The organism is Pseudomonas sp. 8BK, from assembly GCF_902506475.1.
Taxonomy (GTDB): domain Bacteria; phylum Pseudomonadota; class Gammaproteobacteria; order Pseudomonadales; family Pseudomonadaceae; genus Aquipseudomonas; species Aquipseudomonas anguilliseptica.
Map to the genome: position 1 here is coordinate 1442079 of NZ_LR733252.1, position 21027 is coordinate 1463105.

Sequence of the window (21027 nt, forward strand, 5' to 3'; positions counted from 1 at the left end):
TCGTATCAGCCAAAAAAATGCCCCGGATATCCGGGGCATTTTTATTCCGCTCGGCTCAAGCCAATGGCACCCACCAGTAGCGCACGAAGTGGAAGAAGATCGGCGCGGCGAAACACACCGAGTCGAGGCGGTCGAGCATGCCGCCGTGGCCTTCGATCATATGGCCCCAGTCCTTTACCCCGCGATCGCGTTTGATCGCCGACATCACCAGGCCACCAGCAAAGCCCAGCAGGTTGACGGTCAGGGCCATCAAGGCAGCCTGCCAGAAGCTGAACGGGGTGATCCAGCACAGCAGCGCGCCGACCAGGCAGGACAGGCTGACGCCGCCGACAAAGCCCTCGACGGTTTTCGACGGCGATAAACGTGGCGCGATCTTGTGCTTGCCGAACAACTTGCCGCAGACGTACTGCAGCACATCAGACAGCTGCACCACGATGATCAGCCAGGCGATCAGCAGCAGGTTGCGCCCTTCATAGCCCGGTATGTCCAGGGTCAGCAGCGCGGGAACCGAGGAGATGCAGTACACCGCGATCATCAGCCCCCACTGCACCTTTGACGCACGTTCGAGAAAGCGCGTGGTATCGCCGCCCAGGGAGGCCAGGATCGGCAGCAGCAGGAACAGATACACCGGTATAAAGATGGCAAACAGGCCGTACCAGTCCAGGGCGATCAGCAGGTACTGCATGGGTAGGGCGAAGTAGAAGGCCGCCACCAGAGCCGGGTAGTCACTGCGCCGCGTTGGCGTGAGGGTCATAAACTCGCGCAGGGCGTAGAACGAGACGAAGTAGAACAGCAGAATCACACCCAGGTTGCCGAACAGAAAGGCAATGCCGATCACCAACACCATGACCCACCAGGCGTTGATCCGCGCATTGAGATTGTCGATTACCGGGTTGGCGCTGCCGCCACTGCGCCACTTGAGGAAATAGCCGATGGCCGAGGCGAGCAGCAACAGCGCTCCGATACCGGCGAACAGCAGCAGGGTGTTGTTATCCATCTCAAGCTTCCTCGGGTGCTAGGGCCAATAAGGCGTTACGGGCGCGCTCGAGGAACGCCTGCTTGCTTTCATCTTCCATATGTTCCAGCGGCGTGCCGAAGCTCAGGGTGCACAGCAGCGGCAACGGCAACGCCCTACCCTTGGGCATGACCCGGTTAAGGTTGGCAATCCACACCGGCACCAGTTCGATCTCGGGACGCAGCCGGGTCAGGTGGTACAGGCCGCTCTTGAACGGCAGCAAGCCGTCCTCCAGGTTGCGCGTGCCCTCGGGAAAGAGGATCAGTGAGTCGCCTTGATCCAGGGCATCGAGCATCGGCTGCAGTGGGTTGGCTTGTGGCGTGGCGCGCTCGCGGTCGATCAGTACGCCGTTGAATACTTTATTGATCAGGTAGCGGCGCACGCCGTCACGCTGCCAGTAGTCCGCGCCGGCTACCGGTCGGGTACGGCGCCGCAGTTCATCGGGCAGCGATGCCCAGAGCAGGACGAAATCGCCGTGGCTGCTGTGGTTGGCGTAATACAGTCGTTGCACAGGTTGTGGCGTGCAACCGAGCCACAGCGCGCGGGCGCCGGTAAGCAGACGCGCAGCCGAGGTGATAACGAAGGCGGTGATGGACGCGAGCATGGACGACTCCTTATCCAGTAATTGAAAACCAGGGCAGGCCCAGCACGATCAATACGGCCAACAGCAGTTGCGCAAGTAGCCAGAGCGCCTGTTGGCGCAACAGGCGCAACGCACCGAGGCTACGTTCCTCCCAGCTGCGCGCAGACGGCTTAACCGACTGCAGCTTGAGCTGGGCAAGGGTTTGGTCGAGCTCGGCGGTGTGCACGGCTAACTGATCGACCCGACTGGCAAGCTGCTGGAACAGTTCGGCATCCAGCGCCACGCGCAGCGCCCAGTATTTCTGGCCCAGACCCAGTATCAGCAGCAGCGCGCAGAACAGTGCCGTCAGTGGTTGTGCTTGGATGCCGAGTAACGGCGCCAGGCCGATCAGTAGGGCGACCAGGTTGAGCGCGCTGGACAGCTGATCCAGCGCCCTACCCCGACGCAACAGACTGGCCACGGTCAACAGCTGCATTTCAGTAGCCATGGGCGGCTCCTGCTGGCATAGAGCGGCTGCTGAGTTCCAGCATGCCGTGCAGCGCCTGTTGATGAGCGTCGCTCAAGACCACCTGAGGCCGCGCTCGGCGCAGATGTGCCAGCGCTTCGGTCACGTCCTTGCAACGTCCGCTGTGCAGCAGCCAGGCGGCTACTGCCGTGGCGCTGCGTGAATAGCCCAAGGCGCAGTAGACCAGCAGGTTGCCATGGCTGCGTAGCGCCTCGATGGTCTGCGCAGCTTCCAGGCAGTCAGCTGGACCGGGCACGCAGAGATCGAGCAGCGGCAACGAGCGATAGGCCTTGGCTTGAGCTCTGGCTGGCAGCTCGGCGCACAGATCGAGCTGGGCCTGGAACTGCTCGGCCTGCCCTGGCGCCGGAATGCGCCCCAGCCAAATACCCGGTTCGATCTCATCGGCATGCGGCTGAGCGCGGGTCCATAGTCGTGAGTTAAGCCAGGCTGCGGCCAGGTAGGGCGCGAGCAACCAGGTTGCGGCGCTGTTCAGCCGACCATCAGCGGCCTTCTGGAAACCCGCCGCGCCGAACAGCAGGTAGTTGAGCGCCACCAGCAGCAAGGAGAACGCCGGCCAGAGCAGCCATAACCAGGAACCACTCAGGTTTACCGCCAAGGCGCTGAGCAGCGCTGCACCCAGGCTGTAACGCAAGCTCAGGCGCAGACGCTGCGTGTCACGGGTCAGCTGCCAGGCCAGCAGTGGGCTACGGCCTTGCAGCGGCCACAACCAGACGCACAGCCAGCCGGCCAGAACCCCGGTGGGCACATCAATAAAATGGTGCTGCCAGGTGGTTAGCACCGACACGCCGATCAGGGCCATCCAACCGTGCAGCAGGCCACGCAGCCACAGGCCATGGGTATGCCGGGCGAACATCACCCAGATCACCACCAGCAGGGCGATATGCAGAGAAGGCGCTTGGTTAAAGGGTTTGTCGAAGCCCATCAGCACGTCGAACATGCCGCCGAACAGACCATCCAGTTCGGGCCGCTCGAAGGTAAAGCGCAGCGGCCAGAGCAGAAAGCAGGCAATGCACAGCACTTGCACACTAAGCAGGCGCAGGCCGTGGCGATCCATTTCCCGCCGGGTGGCCGGCAGCAGAAAGGACAATCCATAAAGCAGGTCAATTGACCAGTAAGGAACAATAGTCCACGGCCATAGCGGCATCTGGCTTTCCCAGGCAAACACCAGGGTGCCGACGTCGTCGCGTTGTGCGCTCAGCCAGTTGGCGAAGCTGTAGCTGGCGAAGAACAGTGGCGCCAAGAGCAGCAGCCAGAGCACGCCGCGCTTCCACAATCCGGCTTCGCGGCTAAGGCTAACTTCCGCCATCAGGACACCCGCTGCGCCAGGGAGACACTGAAGATGCCCCACTCGTCGATACGCTGGGTGATCTTGCGAAATCCTGCGGCCTCGACCAGCTGATCCATCTCCGCCTGACTACGCCGTCGCATCACCCAGGCTTCGCCGCCGCGGTGGCTGGTCAGGGCGCGGGCGATCAGCTCCAGCTGTGGGTGCCACGGCTGCCCGGTGTACACCAGATAACCGCCCTCCTCGACGGCTGCCGCCAGCCCGGCGAGCGAGCCGCCAACCATCTGGTTGCTGCCGAACAGCTCATACAAACCGGAGACCACCGCCAGAGTCGGTTTGGGCTCCAGTGCCGCAAGGTCAGCCCGGTCGAAGGCATCGCCTTTGATGAAGCGGGCGATATTGCTCAGCCCTTTTTGTTCGATCAAGGCGCCGCCGTCGCGCACATTGATATCGCTGTAATCACGCAACAGGATTGAGTCTGGCTTCTGCTCCATCCCTTCCAGGGCTTCGAGGATATAGCGGCCATGGCCGGCGGCGATATCAACAATGCGCACGCCACGGCCTTGCTCGCGCAGCTTGCCCATCGCCAGGCGCAGCAACTCTTCGGCGTGCAGCTTACGTTGGCGAATGCCGCGCCAGCCGATGGAGTTGAGATAGTTCTGATCGATCAGCCGGCCGATATGTGATTTGCCGCTGGGCTGGTTACGGTAGACGTAATCCAGGGTGCTGCCGGAATCGAAACCCGTGTCGAAACCCAGTTTCACCCCGTCGGCCAGACTGCTGCCGAGCCGCAGACTGGCACGGGTGGCGCGCCAGTAAAGGTCGCCGAGGGAGTTATGTGGCAGCGGTGCGGCTAGGCTTTCCGATTCGGCGCAGGTCACGCCCAGGCGGTCGGCATCAAGCAAGGAGGGGCGTGTTACCGGCTCTTCGAAACAGCGCAGCAGAAAGCGCTGGGCGCGGCTCAGGGCGTGGCTACGGTCGCGCTCGCCGAGGGTGTCGTGGAAGAAGCCGGGAAGAATGTGCAGCTCCTTGCGCAGGCTGCCCAGACGCTCGAAGAATTGCTGCTGGGGTTTGCGGTGCACCACGAAGTCGGCGCCGGAAATCAGCAGCTGGGTGGGAATCTGGATCGCCTGGGCATCGGCCACCACGCGCTCGGCGGCGTCATACAGGCCCAGCAGCATAGTTACCGAGATCGGCCGGGCGATCAGCGGGTCGTTATTGAAGGAGGCAATTCGCTGCGGGTCATGGCTGAGGTACTTGGCCTTCACATAGCTGTTGACGAAGAAGTTGCCGCGCAGTGCGCGCATCAACTTGAGGCCTGGCCGGGCAAAGGGTACGTAGAGCTTGACCTTGAACGCAGGCGAGGCGAGCACCAGGGCGCGGATCTTCGGCGCATAATCATGCGCCCAGGTGGCGACCACCACCGCCCCGACGCTTTGCGCCAGCACCGCAATATCCTCCACCGGTATGCCGTGGCTGTAGACGATGTGATCGATAAAGGTCTGCACATCGCGCACGCTGGTGGCGAAGCTCGGGCTATCGCCGCGCTCACCTGGCGACAGGCCATGGCCGCGCGCGTCCCAGGCGAAAAAGTCGAAATCCGCCATCTCCAGTTCATCGACCAGATGGGCCATGCGCCCGCCGTGTTCGTGACCGCGGTGGAACATCACCACTGCGCGCTTCGGTGCGCAAGCGTCAGGATTGCTGGCCGGCCAGTGGCGGTAGAACAGCTCTACGCCGTCATGGGTGGTAAAGCTGAATTCTTGGGCTTCGCGCATCGAGACATCCTTATTTCGAATCAGTTGATTGCGCCGCTTCGGCCAGACCCTGGCGTACGCGGTTATAGAGGGTGTAGAGCAACAGGGCGAGAATCACCGCGAGCAGGCCGTTGAGCCAAGCGGCAGACAGCAACCCGCAGGCCACGCCAGCGCCCAGCACGCCAAAGCAGAAGGCACGGTCACTTTTGCCCATGGGCCCGTCGTAACGCCGTGAGGCACCGACCATGGGCCCGAGTACGCCGGCGTACTCGCTGATCAGGGCTAGCAGCACGACGAGCACGACCAGCAGCGGCGAGACCCCGGGGAGCAAGGCGAAGGGTAGAAACAGCGCGCTGTCGGCGATCAGGTCGCTGAGTTCATTGAGGTAGGCGCCGAGCCGCGATTGCTGGCCGAACTCGCGGGCGAGCATGCCGTCGACGGCGTTCAGCGCCATGCGCAGAATCATCCACAGTGGGATCAGGGCGAACAGCCAGGTGTGCTCGGGCAAGGCCAGCAGCAGGGTGCCGAGCAGCACGGAAACCACGGCGGCGAACAGGGTGACCTGATTGGCCGTCACGCCTTTGTCGTAGAGGCGCTTGACCCCCGGGCGCAGGAGGTTCTGAAAAGCCGGCTTGAGCTGGTAAATGGAGAGCATGGCGAAGAATTCCTTTTCGCTGCTTGGGCACGTCGATCCAGCTTAGCCGCTTTGCCTGGCGCGCAGGCTGATAAGACTGTGCGCAAACGCCCGGATTTGCTGGTTGGCAGCTACCTGTGCGTCATGGGGGAAACTTATCCCCCATCGCCTGATAGTTCGTTCCAGGCGGTAATTCTCGTTAAATCAACTGCTTACATTGCGTGATGGCACTTTGACGCCATTTGGTGCACAGCTTATCCACAATTGCTCAAGCCGGCGCTTGGGTTTCCAGCGGCTGGCTTTGCGCATCCAGCGAGCCGATATCGCGTTGTGCCTGACTGACCCAGGCAAAGGCGCGGTCATTGAGTTCAGCGATGGCGCGTGGGCCTGTGCCTTCGGCGTACATCAGTGGACCGATCACCACCTGAACGGTGCCGGGCGTCTTGCGCCAGCCCTGCTTGGGCCAGAACTCACCGGCGTTGTGGGCAATCGGCAGCACTGGCAGGTTGGCATTCACCGCGAGGGATGCACCGCCGCGGCTGAACTTGCCGATCTGGCCCGGTGGAATACGTGTGCCTTCCGGGAAAACCAGAACCCAGGCGCCCTGCCCCAGACGTTTGTGGCCGAGTTTGGCCAGCTGCTTGAGGGCCGCCTTGGGGTTGCTGCGGTCAATCGCGATGGGCTTGAGCATGGCCATCGCCCAGCCGAAGAACGGCACATACAGCAGCTCGCGCTTGACCACCTGGCTCAGCGGCTCGAAGTAGCCGCAGAGGAAGAAGGTTTCCCAGGTGCTCTGGTGTTTGGCGAGGATCACGCAGGGCTTATCGGGGATATTCTCCAGGCCCTTGATCTCGTAGTTGATGCCGACCACCACCTTGGCCAGCCAGGTGCCGCAGCGGCACCAGTTCTGCACGACAAAGCGGTAGCGTGCACGAAACGGCAGAAAGGGCGCGACGAAGACGCTGAGGGTGCACCAGAAGAACGAGCTGGAAGCCAGCAGCAGATAGAAGAGGAAGGTTCTGAGGGTCTGCACTGTCGACATGAGAGCTTTTACCGTCGCAGGCAGAGCCTGCTTTATAAGTGGAGAAGCTGATCGGCAACCGCCGCCAGATCATCGAATATCAGGGCGCCCGCTGGCAATCCTTTCGCCAGGGTGCGTTCGCCCTTGCCGGTCTTTACCAGAACTGGCTGACAATCGACGGCGCTGGCCGCTGTCAGGTCACCGCTGCTGTCTCCGACAAACCAGACGCCCTTGAGTGCCACGCCATAGTACGCAGCAATCTGTTCGAGCATGCCGGGTTTCGGTTTGCGGCAGGCGCAGCCTTCATCCGGGCCGTGGATGCAATGCACGATAAGCCCTAGCTCGCCGCCCTGCGCCGCCACCAGCTCACGCAGGCGCGCGTGCATGGCTTCCAGGGTGGCCAGGTCGTAATAGCCGCGGGCAACCCCGGATTGATTGGTGGCCACGGCTACCGTCCAGCCGGCTTGTGACAGTCGCGCGATGGCTTCGATGGCTCCGGGCAGCGGAATCCATTCGGCGAGGCTTTTGATATAGGCGTCGGAGTCGTAATTGATCACGCCGTCGCGGTCGAGAATCAGCAGTTTCATGCGGTAATCCGTAACCGGCGCGCGGTGATGGCCGCACGCCGGTAAAGGTGATGATGGGCTGCGTGCAGCCCATCGGACTCGCGGCAGGCGTTAGCCGAGTACCGAGATATCAGCGACGCCGAGGAACAGGCTACGCAGCTTGGCCAGCAGTGCATAACGATTGGCCCGTACGGCAGCGTCTTCGGCGTTGACCAGTACGGCCTCGAAGAAGGCGTCCACCGGCTCGCGCAGATTGGCCAGCTGGCTCAGCGCCAGGTTGTACTGACGGGCTTCAGCCAGCGGCCGTACTGCATGCTCGGCCTGTTGGATGGCCGCGTTGAGGGCGAACTCGCTGGGGTTGTCGAAGTGATGGGCCTCGACGCTCGCCGCGACCTGACCTTCGGCCTTGCTCAGCAGGTTGGACACGCGCTTGTTCGCTGCAGCCAGAGCGGCCGCCTGCGGCAATGCACGGAAGGCCTGCACGGCCTGCACGCGCTGATCGAAGTCCAGCGGTGAGGTCGGGCTGACCGCGCGCACAGCCTGGTACACGGCCACGTCGACGCCTTCGTCCTCATAACGCGCGCGCAGACGGTCGAAGATAAAGTCCTGCACCTGTGGCGCCAGGCCATCGGCCTTGATCTTGTCGGCGAACTGGGCGATGGCAAAGCCGACGGCTTCAACCAGGTCCAGATCCAGCTGCTTTTCGATCAGGATGCGCAGCACGCCGAGCGCAGCGCGACGCAGGGCATAGGGGTCTTTGCTGCCGGTGGGCAGCATGCCGATGCCGAAGATGCCGACCAGGGTATCCAGCTTGTCTGCCAGGGCCACGGCAGCACCGGTGAGCGTGCTTGGCAGCTCCGCGCCGGCGCCGCGCGGCATGTACTGCTCGTTCAGCGCCAGGGCCACGTCTTCGGCTTCGCCATCGTGTTTGGCGTAGTAGTAACCGGCGATACCCTGCATTTCCGGGAACTCGCCGACCATTTCACTGGCCAGGTCGCACTTGCAGAGGATGCCGGCACGTGCGGCGCGGGTGGCGTCGCCACCGATGCGCTCGGCGATAAAACCAGCCAGGGCGGAGACGCGCTGCGCCTTGTCGTAGACCGAACCGAGCTGGGCCTGGAACACCACGTTGGCCAGGCGCTGGTTGAAGCTTTCCAGCTTCTGTTTCTTGTCCTGCTTGAAGAAGAACTCGGCGTCGGTCAGGCGCGGACGCACCACCTTCTCGTTGCCGGAAATGATCTGCACCGGGTCTTTGCTTTCGACGTTGGCCACGGTGATAAAGCGCGGCAGCAGCTTGCCGTTGCCATCGAGCAGGCAGAAGTACTTCTGGTTGTCCTGCATGGTGGTGATCAGCGCTTCCTGCGGCACTTCAAGGAAACGTTCCTCGAACGAGCAGACCAGCGGCACCGGCCATTCGACCAGGGCGCTGACTTCATCCAGCAGCGCCGGCGGCACGATGGCGCTGCCCTGCTCTGCTGCAGCCAGTTCATTGACTCGGGCGATGATCTGCGCGCGGCGCTCGGCGAAGTCGGCAATCACATAGGCGCTGCGCAGGTCTTCGGCGTAGTTGGCCGGCGCGCTGATGCGCACTTCGTGGTTGGCGTGGAAGCGATGGCCACGGGAAACGCGACCGGCTTGCTGGGCGAGGATTTCGCAGTCGATCACCTCGTCACCGAACAGCATCACCAGCCACTGGCTTGGGCGGACGAATTCAGTCTTGCGTGCACCCCAGCGCATACGCTTGGGAATCGGCAGTTCATTCAGCGAGGTCTCGACGATGGCGGGCAGCAGGCCGGTCGCGGCCTGGCCTGGAATGCTCTGGCTGAACTTCAGCTTGGGGCCGCTCTGGTCGATCTGGCTCAACTCGACGCCACACTTCTTGGCGAAGCCCAGTGCTGCCTGAGTCGGGTTGCCGTCTTTGTCGAACGCCGCCTGAACGGGCGGGCCGTCGAGGTTGACAGTGCGATCCGGTTGCTGAGTCGCGAGTTGTTCCACCAGCACGGCCAGACGGCGCGGCGCAGCGTAATAGCGTACTTGGCCATAGCTCAGGCCAGCAGTTTTCAGGCCCTTTTCGATACCGGCGAGGAAGGCCTCACCCAGGGTTTTCAGGGCTTTCGGTGGCAGCTCTTCGGTGCCCAGTTCAACCAGGAAATCACGGGTACTCATTCTGCTGCCTCCAGCTTGGCCAGTACTTCATCACGCAGGTCGGGGGTGGCGAGCGGGAAGCCGAGTTTGCGCCGCGCTTGCAGGTAGCTCTGTGCCACCGAACGGGCCAGGGCCCGCACACGCAGGATGTATTGCTGACGCGCGGTCACCGAGATGGCCCGGCGCGCATCCAGCAGGTTGAAGGTGTGCGAGGCCTTGAGCACCATCTCGTAGGTTGGCAGCGGTAGCTCCAGCTCGATCAGGCGGTTGGCTTCGCTTTCATAGAAGTCGAACAGCTCGAAGAGTTTTTCGACGTTGGCGTGCTCGAAGTTGTAGGTCGACTGCTCCACCTCGTTCTGGTGGAACACATCGCCATAGGTGACCTTGCCGAACTGGCCGTCGGTCCACACCAGGTCGTACACCGAGTCCACGCCCTGCAGGTACATGGCCAGGCGTTCCAAGCCGTAGGTGATCTCGCCGGTTACCGGGTAGCACTCGATGCCGCCGACCTGCTGGAAGTAGGTGAACTGGGTGACTTCCATGCCGTTCAACCAGATTTCCCAGCCCAGACCCCAGGCGCCGAGGGTCGGCGATTCCCAGTTGTCTTCAACGAAGCGAATATCGTGCACCAGTGGGTCGATGCCGATGGCTTTCAGCGAGCCCAGGTACAGCTCCTGGAAGTTTTCCGGGTTCGGCTTCAAGACCACCTGGAACTGGTAGTAGTGCTGCAGGCGGTTGGGGTTTTCGCCGTAACGGCCGTCAGCCGGACGGCGGGAAGGCTGCACGTAGGCGGCGTTCCAGGTCTCTGGGCCAATGGCACGGAGAAACGTGGCGGTGTGGAAGGTGCCCGCGCCAACTTCCATATCGTAGGGCTGCAACACCACACAGCCCTGCTCGGCCCAGTACTGTTGCAGGGCGAGGATCAAGTCTTGGAAGGTGCGCACGGCAGGCGTAGTCTGGCTCACAAATTTCACCCGTACTTTGGCGGCTTCAGAAAGTCCGCGAGTATACCGAAGCTCAGGAAAACCCGCATGCCACGCTGCTCTTGGTGCTCTGACGACCCGTTGTACCAGGCTTATCACGACGAAGAATGGGGCGTGCCGCAACGCGACCCTAACGTGCTGTTTGAATTACTCCTGCTCGAAGCCTTCCAGGCCGGCCTGTCATGGATCACCGTGCTGAAGAAGCGCGAGCGCTACCGCGAGGTGCTGTTCGGCTTCGATGTGCAGCGCCTGGCGGCACTGACTGACGAGTACATCGAAGAAACCCTGATGCAGGACGCCGGGATTATCCGCAACCGCCTCAAGCTCAAGGCCGTGCGCAAGAACGCTCAGGCCTGGCTCAAGCTGGAGGATCCGGTGACGCTGCTCTGGTCGTTTGTTGGCGGCGCGCCGAAGATCAACCACTTCAGCGAACGCGACCAGGTGCCGGCAGTAACCGCTGAAGCCGAGGCGATGAGCAAGGCGCTGAAAAAGGCCGGCTTTACCTTTGTCGGTCCGACCATTTGCTACGCCTATATGCAGGCCACTGGCATGGTCATGGATCACACCACCAACTGTGACCGCTACGCACAACTGACCAGCCGCTAGCTCGGGTGGTTACAATAAGCGCCTTTTGATCGGCTGGAGTTGCCTGTGGAAAAGCTCAAAGGTGCCCTGGTGGTGGGTTTTCTGCGTTTATTCGCTTTGTTGCCCTGGCGCGCCGTGCAGGCTGTGGGCGCGGCGATTGGCTGGCTGATGTGGAAGCTGCCGAACCGTTCCCGTGATGTTACCCGGATCAACCTGGGCGCCTGCTTTGCCCATCTGCCGGCCGAGCAGCGCGAACGGCTGGTGGGCGAAAGCCTGCGTGATATCGGTAAAACCCTCACTGAAAGCGCCTGCGCCTGGATCTGGCCTGCGAACAAGACGCTGGGGCTGATCAAACAGGTTGAGGGCATGCACGTGCTGCAGGATGCCCTGGCCAGCGGTAAGGGTGTGGTGCTGATCAGCAGCCACCTGGGCAACTGGGAAGTGCTGCTGCAATACGTGTGCTCACTGTGCAAACCGATCATTCTGTACCGCCCTATCAAGCTACAGGCGGTCGACGACCTGCTGGTCAAACAACGTGTGCAGTTGGGAAACAGCCTGGCACCGTCGACCAAGGAAGGCATCCTCAGCCTGATCAAACAGGTGCGTAAGGGCGGTGTAGCGGGGATTGCCGCTGATCCAGAACCGAGTCTTTCGAGTGGGGTTTTTGTGCCCTTCTTCGGTGTCCCCGCGTTGACCAGCAAGTTTGTGCCGTCTTTGGTAAAGGATCGCAAGGCGGAAGCCGTTTTTATGCACGCCCTGCGCCTGGACGACGGTAGTGGTTATCGGGTGGTGATTGAAGCGGCGCCGGAAGCGCTCTATGGCGAGGACATTGAGGCTGCCGTGGGCGCTCTAAACCATGGCATTGAAAAGCAGGTGCAGCAGGCGCCCAGCCAATACATGTGGAACATGAAGCGCTTCAAAAAGCGCCCTGCCGGCGAGGCCAAGTGGTATTGAATGAGGCTGAGTTGCAGGCGAAGCCTGCTCTCGACTAGGCTGGGGGAATCCACTCTGACGGACGGCGCATGAGCAATAGTCGAAAGAATGTCCGCACCCCTCTCAAGGTACGCCTGCGTATCGATCATCCGCTGCATGGCGAGTTGCTGGTCACCACCCGGGATATTTCCGAATGCGGCGTCTATGTGCTGATAGACCAGGCGCAGAACGTACTGGCCATGGGCGAGCAGGTGCAAGGCCAGGTGCAGGGCTTGCCGATGGAAGCGCCGATTCTCATGCTCGAAGTGGTACGCGTTGAAGCTCTGGGAGTTGGCCTACGTTTTGTGCAAACCGAGGAGTAGTCCGGGCTCTTTTTCTGGACTAGTGAGCCTGCTTGTCCAGGCGCTTGAGAAATACGCTGATTTCCTTCCCCGCCTGTTTGTCGCCCTTATCTTCTGCCGCTCGCAAGCCCTGCGTCCAGGCGTCTCGCGCCTCGGCGCTGAGCCCCTGCTTGTTCAGCGCCTGGCCGAGCAGCTTCCAGGCGGCTGAATACTGCGCATCGAACTCAACGCAGCGCTGCAAATGCTCCGCCGCGCGAGCGAACTCCGCCGTATCCAGATAGCCCTTGCCCAGGCCGAAGCGCAGCAGGGCGTTGTCCATGCCTTTGGCCAGCATCTTTTCCAGGGCTTCGGTGCTCATGGGCAACTCCTAAAAGAAGGTCAGGCCGACCTGGAACAAGCGCTCGGCATCGCGGATGTACTTCTTGTCGACCAGGAACAGAATCACGTGGTCGCCGGATTCGATCACCGTGTCGTCGTGGGCAATCAGCACTTCTTCATTGCGGATGATTGCGCCGATGGTGGTACCCGGCGGCAGGGCAATGTCTTCGATCATGCGGCCGACCACCTTGCTCGACTTGGCATCACCATGGGCAATCGCCTCGATAGCTTCGGCCGCACCACGGCGCAAGCTGTGCACGCTTTCAATATCACCACGACGCACGTGGGTCAGCAGGGTGCCGATGGTGGCCAGCTGCGGGCTGATGGCGATGTCGATTTCGCCACCTTGCACCAGGTCTACGTAGGCCGGGTTGTTGATGATGGTCATCACCTTGCGCGCGCCGAGGCGTTTGGCCAGCAATGACGACATGATGTTGGCTTCGTCGTCGTTGGTCAGGGCCAGGAAGATGTCGGCGTCGCTGATGTTTTCTTCCACCAGCAGGTCGCGGTCCGAGGCACTGCCCTGCAGCACAATGGTGCTGTCGAGGGTCTCCGAGAGGTAGCGGCAGCGCGCCGGGTTCATCTCGATGATCTTCACCTGGTAGCGGCTCTCGATGGCCTCGGCCAGACGCTCACCAATATGCCCGCCGCCGGCGATCACCACCTTCTTGTAGCTGTCTTCCATGCGGCGCATTTCGCTCATCACCGCGCGGATATGTGCCTTGGCGGCGATAAAGAACACTTCGTCGTCGGCTTCGATCACCGTGTCGCCTTGCGGCATGATCGCCCGGTTGCGGCGGAAGATCGCCGCCACGCGGGTGTCGACATTGGGCATGTGTTCGCGCAGCTGACGCAGCTGCTGGCCGACCAGCGGACCGCCGTAGTAGGCCTTGACTGCCACCAGCTGGGCCTTGCCCTCGGCGAAGTCGATCACCTGCAGGGCGCCGGGGTATTCGATCAGGCGCTTGATGTAGTTGGTCACCACCTGCTCGGGGCTGATCAGTACGTCGACCGGGATCGACTCGTTGCTGAACAGGCCGCTGCGGGTCAGGTAGGCCGCTTCACGCACCCGGGCAATCTTGGTCGGAGTGTGGAACAGGCTGTAGGCCACCTGACAGGCGATCATGTTGATTTCATCGCTGTTGGTCACCGCCACCAGCATGTCGGCATCGTCCGCACCGGCCTGGCGCAGCACTGTGGGGAACGAGCCACGACCCTGTACGGTGCGAATATCCAGGCGGTCGCCGAGGTCACGCAGACGGTCACCGTCGGTGTCGACCACGGTGATGTCGTTGGCTTCACTGGCCAGGTGTTCCGCCAGGGTGCCGCCGACCTGGCCTGCACCGAGAATGATGATCTTCACAGGATCGCTCCGTTAGCCGCGGGGAGTCGCGGCGACTTTTATCAGCTTGGCATAGTAGAAGCCGTCATGGCCGCCTTCTTGCGGGAATAGCTGGCGGCCGTGGGGCGTTTGCACACCGAACGGGCCGCCGATATCCAGCTCGCGAGCACCGGGGGTGCGGGCGAGGAACGCGGCGATGTTGTCACTGTTCTCTGCGGGCATCACCGAGCAGGTGGCGTAGAGCAGGATGCCGCCCACTTCCAGAGTCTGCCATAGGCTATCCAGCAGCTCGCCCTGCAGTTTGGCCAGGGCGGGGATGTCATCGGCCTGGCGGGTCAGTTTGATATCGGGGTGACGGCGGATCACCCCGGTGGCCGAGCAGGGCGCGTCGAGCAGGATGCGCTGGAACGGCTTGCCGTCCCACCAGGCAGCTAAATCACGGCCATCGGCGGCGATCAGCTCGGCGTGAAGGCCCAGGCGTTTGAGGTTCTCGCGTACGCGCACCAGGCGTTTTTCTTCCAGATCCACGGCCACAACGCCGGCCAGTGCGGGTTCGGCTTCCAGTAGATGGCAGGTCTTGCCGCCGGGCGCGGCGCAGGCGTCCAGCACGCGCTGACCGGGGGCCAGATCGAGCAGTTCGGCGGCCAGTTGCGCCGCTTCGTCCTGCACACTGACGCGGCCTTCGGCAAAGCCCGGCAGGGTGGTGACATCGCAGGCCTGCAGCAGGCGGATACCGTCGCGGCTGAATGCACAGGGCTCGGCCTCGAAGCCGACGCGGCGCAGTTCGGCCAGGTAATCATCACGGCTGCCGAGGTGACGGTTGACCCGCAGAATCAGAGGTGGGTGGGCATTGTTGGCTGCGCAGATGTTTTCCCAGTGTTCCGGCCATTGGGCTTTCAGGGCTTTTTGCAGCCAGCGTGGGTGGGCGGTGTGCAGCACCGGGTCGCGTTCCAGGCTGGCAATAATGCTTTCGCCATCGCGCTGTGCGTTGCGCAGCAAGGCATTCAGCAGGCCCTTGAGCGAGGGCTTTTTCAGCTTGTCGACACAGGCCACCGTTTCACCGATGGCGGCGTGGGCGGGAATACGGCTGTAGAACAGCTGGTACAGGCCGATCAGCAGCAGTGCTTCGATATCGCGGTCGGCCGCTTTGAAGGGTTTTTGCAGCAGCTTTTCGGCGATCAATGCCAGACGTGGCTGCCAGCGCGCGGTGCCAAAGGCCAGGTCCTGGGCCAGGCTACGGTCACGCGGCTCGACCTTATCCAGCAACGGCGGCAGGCTGCTGCCCAGTGAAGCCTTGCCAGCCAGCACACTGGCCAGGGCGCGAGCGGCGGCGAGACGTGGGTTCATGCTCCCAGCACCAAGCCAGGAGCGAACTGCTCGCGGCGGCTGTTATACAGATCACTGAAGTTCAGTGCCTTGCCGCCGGGCAGCTGCAGGCGGGTCAGACGCAATGCGCCTACGCCACAGGCCACGGTCAGGCCAGATTTATCGGCAGCGAGAATAGTGCCGGGTTGGCCTTGCCCTTCACCCAAAGTAGCGGCGTGCACCTTGATCGCTTCACCATTTAGCGTGCTATGGCAGATCGGCCAGGGGTGAAAGGCGCGTACCAGATACTCCAGCTCAGTGGCTGGGCGGTTCCAGTCCAGGCGCGCTTCATCCTTGTTCAGCTTGTGTGCATAGGTCGCCAGGCTGTCGTCCTGTAGCTTGCCTTTGAGCGTGCCATCGGCCAGGCCAGTGATGGCTTCAACCACTGCTTGTGGCCCGAGGCTGGCAAGGCGGTCGTGCAGGCTGCCACCGGTATCTTCGGAAGAAATGGGCGTGCTGACCTTGAGCAGCATCGGCCCGGTATCCAGGCCGGCTTCCATCTGCATCACGGTGACGCCGGACTCGGCATCACCAGCTTCGACCGCGCGTTGGATCGGCGCAGCGCCACGCCAACGCGGCAGTAAAGAGGCGTGACTGTTGATGCAGCCCAGACGCGGCGTATCCAGCACCACCTGCGGCAGGATCAGGCCGTAAGCCACCACCACCATCAGGTCGGGATTGAGCGCTGCCAGTTCGGCCTGGGCGGCGGGATCACGCAGCGTCTGCGGCTGGTACACCGGGATGTTGTGCTGCAGAGCGAGCTGCTTGACCGGGCTGGGTGTGAGCTTCTGCCCACGACCGGCCGGGCGATCCGGCTGGCTGTACACGGCAATGATCTGGTGGGGCGTGTCGAGCAAGGCCTTGAGGTGTTCGGCGGCGAATTCCGGGGTGCCGGCAAAGACAATACGCAAAGACTCAGACATGGGTTCTCACTGCTAGAAAGGAAAAGGCTTGCCGTAGCAAGCCTTTGCAAGGTGTGGCTCAAGCCTGCTGGCGGTGCTGCTTTTCCAGTTTCTTCTTGATCCGGTCGCGTTTGAGATTAGACAGGTAATCAACAAACAGCTTGCCGTTAAGGTGGTCGCATTCGTGCTGGATGCACACGGCCAGCAGGCCTTCGGCGATCAGCTCATAGGGCTGACCATCGCGGTCCAGCGCCTTGATCTTGACCTTCTGCGGGCGGTCGACGTTTTCGTAGAAGCCCGGCACCGAGAGGCAGCCTTCCTGGTACTGATCCATTTCATCGGTCAGCGGCTCGAACTCGGGGTTGATAAACACCCGTGGCTCGGACTTGTCTTCGGACAGATCCATCACCACCAGGCGCTTGTGCACGTTGACCTGCGTCGCGGCCAGGCCTATGCCCGGGGCGTCGTACATGGTTTCAAACATGTCATCGATCAGCTGACGCAAGGCGTCATCGACCACGTCCACCGGCTTGGCGATGGTGCGCAGGCGCGGATCGGGAAATTCGAGGATATTCAGGATCGCCATATGCGTTTGTGATGCACTTGTGGAATAAAGTCAAAATCCGCTGCTAAGATGATGAGCAGCATTGAAAAACGGCTTCACGCCGCAGCACGACTGGGTTTTGTAGCGGCGCTAGGGCGCTCCACGTGAAGACACATAATAAAGGGATTCACCGCATGAGGAAATCACTACTCGCCCTGCTGCTGCTTGCGGCAAGTGGCTTGGCCCAGGCCGAAGTGCAACTTAAGGACGGTCACCCAGACCGTTATACCGTGGTCAAGGGCGATACCCTCTGGGATATCTCCGGTAAATTTCTCAGCCAGCCGTGGAAGTGGCCAGAAATCTGGCACGCCAACCCACAGGTGGAAAACCCCCATCTGATCTATCCGGGCGACCAGCTCAGCCTGGTGTATATCGATGGTCAGCCACGCCTGATGCTCAACCGCGGTGAGTCGCGCGGCACCATCAAACTGTCGCCGCAGGTGCGCAGCACGCCAATGGCCGAAGCCATTCCGGCGATTCCCCTGGAGGCGATCAACAGCTTCCTGCTGAGCAACCGCATCGTTGATACCCCTGAGCAGTTCCAGGGCGCGCCCTATATCGTGGCCGGCAACGCCGAGCGCGTTGTTAGCGGTGCTGGTGATCGTGTGTATGCCCGTGGTGCCTTTGATGAGTCGGCGCCGGCTTACGGCATCTTCCGCCAGGGCAAAACCTACACGGACCCTGAGACCAAGGAGTTCCTCGGAATCAACGCCGACGACATCGGCTCGGGTGAGATCGTTGCCGAGGAAGGCGATGTCGGCACTATGCTGCTCAGCCGCTCGACTCAGGAAGTTCGCCTTGGCGACCGTCTGTTTGCTACTGAAGAGCGTGCGATCAACTCGACCTTTATGCCGAGTGAACCGGCTGGCGAGGTCAATGGTGTGATCCTCGATGTGCCGCGTGGCGTGACCCAGATCGGTCAGTTCGATGTGGTCACCATCAACAAGGGCGCCCGCGACGGTCTGACCGAAGGCAACGTGCTGGCGATCTACAAAACCGGTGAAACCGTACGTGACCGGGTAACCGGTGAGTCGGTGAAGATTCCGGACGAGCGTTCGGGCCTGCTGATGGTGTTCCGCACCTACGACAAGCTCAGCTATGGTCTGGTGCTGGGAGCGTCCCGCTCGCTGGCGATTCTGGATAAAGTGCGTAACCCGTAAAACCGAAAAGCCCCGCAAATGCGGGGCTTTTTTATGGTGTGCCTCTTTGGCCATCATCCTGCCGCCGTGCGGCGCGACCGATCAAGGATGATCCGCATGTCGCAACTTTCCGCTATTTCCCCTGTTATCTCTCCCGCTGAACTGGAAGCGCGTCTGCGCTTGCACTGCTTGCCGGAGCTGGGCCCCCGGCGCTTTCGCAAACTCCTCAGTGCCTTCGACAGTGCTTCTGCCGCGCTCAGCGCGCCGGCCAGTGCCTGGCGTTCCCTGGGTTTGCCGCAGGCCTGCAGTGAAGCGCGGCGTAGCGCTGAGGTGCGTGAACGCGCAGCGCAGAGTCTGGCCTGGCTGGACGTCGATACGCATCATTTGTTGATGTGGGATGAGGCGATTTATCCGGGGCTGCTGGCTGAGTTGGCGGATGCACCGCCGTTGCTGTTTGTTGCAGGTGACCCGACTTTGCTGGAGCAGCCGCAACTGGCCATGGTCGGTAGCCGGCGCGCATCGCGGCCAGGGTTGGATACGGCGCAGAGCTTTGCTCGCAGCCTGGCTGGTGGCGGCTTTGTGATTACCAGCGGTCTGGCTTTGGGTATCGATGGCGCGGCCCATCAGGGCGCACTGGATGCCAATGGCAAGACGGTCGCGGTGCTTGGTACCGGCTTGCAGTGTTTATATCCGGCGCGGCACAAGAAACTTGCCGCCGATATCGTCGCCCGTGGTGGTGCGCTGGTGTCCGAGTTGCCGCTGGATTGTCCGCCTCAGGCGAGCAATTTTCCGCGGCGCAACAGAATCATCAGTGGTCTTTCCGTGGGCGTGCTGGTGGTGGAGGCCAGCCCTTCCAGCGGCTCGTTGATCACTGCACGTTTGGCCGCCGAACAGGGCCGCGAGGTCTATGCGATTCCCGGTTCGATCCATCATCCCGGCGCGCGCGGCTGTCATCAGCTGATCCGCGAAGGAGCGACGCTTGTGGAAAGTATCGAAGACATTCTGCAGGCCTTGCGTGGCTGGCAGGCGCAGCCACCCACCCACGCCGCTCGCAGACCAGAGCAGCCCAGCCATCCTCTACTGACCCTGTTGCATGCTGCGCCGCATAGCAGCGAAGCGTTGGTAGTGGCCAGTGGCTTACCGCTGGCCGAAGTGCTGGCGGCGCTGACAGAGCTGGAACTGGACGGTCAGGTGGCCTGTGAAAATGGCCGCTGGGTGGGCCGCGCGCTTTAGCTTGGATACACTGCCCGCCAGGTGTTCAGTGGAGAGCAGTGAATGGTTAGCAACTGGCAGATACAGCAAGCCGCACGGGTGGTGCGCAATGGCGGCGTGATTGCCTATCCGACCGAGGCGGTGTGGGGGCTGGGCTGTGATCCCTGGAATGACGAGGCGGTAGAGCGCTTGCTGGCGCTGAAGGATCGGCCGGTGCACAAGGGCCTGATTCTGGTCGCCGCCGATATCGAACAGTTCGACTTTCTTCTCGATGATCTGCCGGAAATCTGGCTGGCGCGCTTGGCCGGCAGCTGGCCCGGCCCCAATACCTGGCTGGTGCCGCACCAGAACCGCTTGCCCGAGTGGATCAGCGGCCAGCACGACAGCGTGGCCCTGCGCGTCAGTGATCATCCGCAGGTGCAGGCGCTGTGTCGCCTGACCGGACCGCTGGTGTCGACCTCGGCCAATCCGGCTGGCCGTCCTTCTGCGCGTTCGCGTTTGCGGGTCGAACAGTACTTCCCCGGTCAGTTGGATGCGGTGCTGGGTGGAGCTTTGGGCGGCCGCAAGAACCCCAGCCTGATTCGCGATCTGATCAGCGGTGATGTGGTCAGGGCGTCCTGACCATAACCCAGCCTAGGGCAGCAGAATGCTCGAACCGGTGGTCTGCCGCGCGCTCAAGGCAGTTTGTGCTAGCGCGGCGTCCTTGAGTGTATAGCGGTTGCTGATCTCCACCTGCAGCTGGCCGCTGGCGATCATGGCGAACAGTTCGTCCGCCATGCTTTGCAGACGAGACGGCGTATCGGCGTAGCCGGCCAGGGTCGGGCGGGTGACGAACAGTGAGCCTTTCTGCGCGAGGATGCCCAGGTTGACGCCGGTTACGGCGCCCGACGCATTGCCGAAGCTGACCAGCAGGCCGCGCGGCGCCACGCAATCCAGCGATGTTTCCCAGGTGTCCTTGCCTACGCCGTCGTAGACCACCGGGCACTTCTTGCCATCGGTCAGTTCCAGCACGCGCTGGGCGACGTTTTCATGGCTGTAATCGATGGTCGCCCAGGCGCCCTGCTGTTTGGCTCGCGCCGCTTTTTCGGCGGAACTGACGGTGCCGATCAGCTTGACCCCAAGCGCCCTGGCCCACTGGCAGGCGAAGGAGCCGACCCCGCCGGCAGCGGCATGAAACAGAATGATTTCGCCGCCTTGCAGAGGGAACGTTTGACGCAGCAGATACTGCACGGTCAGGCCCTTGAGCATCACTGCGGCGGCTTGCTCGAAGCTGATTGCATCCGGCAGCTTCACCAGCTTCTCGGCCGGCAGCACATGCAGTTCGCTATAGGCGCCTAGTGGTCCGGTGGCATAGGCCACGCGGTCGCCCACCTGAAAGCCGCTCACTGCTGAGCCCACCGCCTCGACGATACCCGCACCCTCTGTACCAAGGCTGGACGGCAGCGCTGGCGGCGCATACAGACCGCTGCGGAAATAGGTGTCGATAAAGTTCAGGCCGATCGCCTGGTTCTGTACCCGCACATCATTAGGACCGGGGGCGACGGGGCTGTAGTCGGTGTATTCGAGAACGTCCGGGCCGCCATGGCGGCTGAACTGGATACGCGTGGCCATTTTCAGGTTCCTCAGCGATTGCATGTCTGGATGATGCCCGCAGGGGCGTAAAAGTGCCGTTATCCAATCGTCTGCATTGACCGCCGTCAACTGCGGCCGT

Annotated in this window: 22 protein-coding genes; 6 read left to right on the top strand and 16 right to left on the bottom strand. The window is 62.2% G+C overall.

Annotated features, from left to right (window positions below; all coding sequences use genetic code 11):
- Window positions 1-55 precede the first annotated feature (55 nt).
- From ACIN8IBEIGE_RS06590 to glyQ, 10 genes are all read right to left on the bottom strand, one after another.
- A complete protein-coding gene (locus ACIN8IBEIGE_RS06590; RefSeq protein ID WP_160013948.1) occupies window positions 56-997 on the bottom strand; it encodes a phosphatidate cytidylyltransferase in 942 nt (313 codons plus the stop codon).
- A gap of 1 nt (window position 998) precedes the next feature.
- Window positions 999-1619, bottom strand: a complete 621-nt coding sequence (locus ACIN8IBEIGE_RS06595; RefSeq protein ID WP_160013949.1) for a 1-acyl-sn-glycerol-3-phosphate acyltransferase — start codon at window positions 1617-1619, stop codon at window positions 999-1001.
- 10 nt (window positions 1620-1629) lie between these two features.
- Entirely contained in the window at window positions 1630-2085 is a 456-nt protein-coding gene (locus ACIN8IBEIGE_RS06600; protein WP_160013950.1) for a hypothetical protein, read from the bottom strand.
- The gene (locus ACIN8IBEIGE_RS06605) at window positions 2075-3430 is read right to left on the bottom strand and encodes a phosphatase PAP2/dual specificity phosphatase family protein (RefSeq protein ID WP_160013951.1); all 1356 of its coding nucleotides are present in this window, start codon (window positions 3428-3430) and stop codon (window positions 2075-2077) included. The genes ACIN8IBEIGE_RS06600 and ACIN8IBEIGE_RS06605 overlap by 11 nt, the downstream gene beginning before the upstream one ends.
- The gene (locus ACIN8IBEIGE_RS06610) at window positions 3430-5187 is read right to left on the bottom strand and encodes a bifunctional alpha/beta hydrolase/class I SAM-dependent methyltransferase (RefSeq protein ID WP_160013952.1); all 1758 of its coding nucleotides are present in this window, start codon (window positions 5185-5187) and stop codon (window positions 3430-3432) included. Before ACIN8IBEIGE_RS06610 ends, ACIN8IBEIGE_RS06605 begins: the two co-directional genes overlap by 1 nt.
- Window positions 5188-5197: 10 nt before the next feature.
- Complete coding sequence (locus tag ACIN8IBEIGE_RS06615) at window positions 5198-5821, bottom strand: CDP-alcohol phosphatidyltransferase family protein (RefSeq protein WP_160013953.1); 624 nt, start codon at window positions 5819-5821, stop codon at window positions 5198-5200.
- Between the two features lie 247 nt (window positions 5822-6068).
- Window positions 6069-6842, bottom strand: a complete 774-nt coding sequence (locus tag ACIN8IBEIGE_RS06620) for a 1-acyl-sn-glycerol-3-phosphate acyltransferase (protein WP_160013954.1) — start codon at window positions 6840-6842, stop codon at window positions 6069-6071.
- Between the two features lie 32 nt (window positions 6843-6874).
- Window positions 6875-7408 (bottom strand): D-glycero-beta-D-manno-heptose 1,7-bisphosphate 7-phosphatase, encoded by a 534-nt coding sequence (gmhB, locus tag ACIN8IBEIGE_RS06625; protein WP_160013955.1) that lies wholly within the window; start codon window positions 7406-7408, stop codon window positions 6875-6877.
- Between the two features lie 90 nt (window positions 7409-7498).
- Window positions 7499-9553: a glycine--tRNA ligase subunit beta gene (gene glyS / locus ACIN8IBEIGE_RS06630; protein ID WP_160013956.1), complete on the bottom strand. Its 2055-nt coding sequence runs from the start codon at window positions 9551-9553 to the stop codon at window positions 7499-7501.
- Window positions 9550-10497, bottom strand: a complete 948-nt coding sequence (glyQ, locus tag ACIN8IBEIGE_RS06635) for a glycine--tRNA ligase subunit alpha (RefSeq protein ID WP_090255151.1) — start codon at window positions 10495-10497, stop codon at window positions 9550-9552. The genes glyS and glyQ overlap by 4 nt, the downstream gene beginning before the upstream one ends.
- Window positions 10498-10563: 66 nt before the next feature.
- Here glyQ and ACIN8IBEIGE_RS06640 point away from each other — a divergent pair, with 66 nt between their 5' ends.
- From ACIN8IBEIGE_RS06640 to ACIN8IBEIGE_RS06650, 3 genes are all read left to right on the top strand, one after another.
- On the top strand, window positions 10564-11121 hold the full coding sequence (locus tag ACIN8IBEIGE_RS06640; protein ID WP_160013957.1) for a DNA-3-methyladenine glycosylase I: 558 nt from the start codon (window positions 10564-10566) through the stop codon (window positions 11119-11121).
- A gap of 45 nt (window positions 11122-11166) precedes the next feature.
- Window positions 11167-12054, top strand: a complete 888-nt coding sequence (locus ACIN8IBEIGE_RS06645; RefSeq protein WP_160013958.1) for a lysophospholipid acyltransferase — start codon at window positions 11167-11169, stop codon at window positions 12052-12054.
- A 68-nt stretch (window positions 12055-12122) separates the two neighbouring features.
- A complete protein-coding gene (locus ACIN8IBEIGE_RS06650) occupies window positions 12123-12395 on the top strand; it encodes a PilZ domain-containing protein (RefSeq protein ID WP_160013959.1) in 273 nt (90 codons plus the stop codon).
- A gap of 19 nt (window positions 12396-12414) precedes the next feature.
- Here the strand turns inward: ACIN8IBEIGE_RS06650 and ACIN8IBEIGE_RS06655 are convergent, their stop codons facing one another.
- The 5 genes from ACIN8IBEIGE_RS06655 to def are packed head-to-tail and all read right to left on the bottom strand — an operon-like array spanning window position 12415 to window position 16947.
- Complete coding sequence (locus ACIN8IBEIGE_RS06655) at window positions 12415-12732, bottom strand: hypothetical protein (protein ID WP_090378743.1); 318 nt, start codon at window positions 12730-12732, stop codon at window positions 12415-12417.
- A gap of 9 nt (window positions 12733-12741) precedes the next feature.
- A complete protein-coding gene (gene trkA / locus ACIN8IBEIGE_RS06660) occupies window positions 12742-14115 on the bottom strand; it encodes a Trk system potassium transporter TrkA (RefSeq protein ID WP_160013960.1) in 1374 nt (457 codons plus the stop codon).
- Between the two features lie 12 nt (window positions 14116-14127).
- Window positions 14128-15441 carry a 16S rRNA (cytosine(967)-C(5))-methyltransferase RsmB gene (gene rsmB, locus ACIN8IBEIGE_RS06665; RefSeq protein WP_160013961.1) on the bottom strand — a complete coding sequence of 438 codons (1314 nt, stop codon included), beginning with the start codon at window positions 15439-15441 and terminating at the stop codon, window positions 14128-14130.
- Window positions 15438-16382: a methionyl-tRNA formyltransferase gene (gene fmt / locus ACIN8IBEIGE_RS06670; RefSeq protein ID WP_160013962.1), complete on the bottom strand. Its 945-nt coding sequence runs from the start codon at window positions 16380-16382 to the stop codon at window positions 15438-15440. Before fmt ends, rsmB begins: the two co-directional genes overlap by 4 nt.
- A gap of 58 nt (window positions 16383-16440) precedes the next feature.
- Window positions 16441-16947: a peptide deformylase gene (gene def / locus ACIN8IBEIGE_RS06675; protein ID WP_090378757.1), complete on the bottom strand. Its 507-nt coding sequence runs from the start codon at window positions 16945-16947 to the stop codon at window positions 16441-16443.
- 152 nt (window positions 16948-17099) lie between these two features.
- On the opposite strand from def, the gene ACIN8IBEIGE_RS06680 reads away from it, so the two are divergent.
- The 3 genes from ACIN8IBEIGE_RS06680 (at window position 17100) to ACIN8IBEIGE_RS06690 (ending at window position 19937) form a co-directional block, all read left to right on the top strand.
- The gene (locus ACIN8IBEIGE_RS06680; protein ID WP_160013963.1) at window positions 17100-18125 is read left to right on the top strand and encodes a LysM peptidoglycan-binding domain-containing protein; all 1026 of its coding nucleotides are present in this window, start codon (window positions 17100-17102) and stop codon (window positions 18123-18125) included.
- A gap of 96 nt (window positions 18126-18221) precedes the next feature.
- A complete protein-coding gene (gene dprA, locus ACIN8IBEIGE_RS06685; protein WP_160013964.1) occupies window positions 18222-19337 on the top strand; it encodes a DNA-processing protein DprA in 1116 nt (371 codons plus the stop codon).
- A gap of 42 nt (window positions 19338-19379) precedes the next feature.
- Window positions 19380-19937 carry an L-threonylcarbamoyladenylate synthase gene (locus ACIN8IBEIGE_RS06690; protein ID WP_160013965.1) on the top strand — a complete coding sequence of 186 codons (558 nt, stop codon included), beginning with the start codon at window positions 19380-19382 and terminating at the stop codon, window positions 19935-19937.
- 12 nt (window positions 19938-19949) lie between these two features.
- Here the strand turns inward: ACIN8IBEIGE_RS06690 and ACIN8IBEIGE_RS06695 are convergent, their stop codons facing one another.
- Entirely contained in the window at window positions 19950-20927 is a 978-nt protein-coding gene (locus ACIN8IBEIGE_RS06695; RefSeq protein ID WP_160013966.1) for an NADPH:quinone reductase, read from the bottom strand.
- Between the last annotated feature and the right edge of the window lie 100 nt (window positions 20928-21027).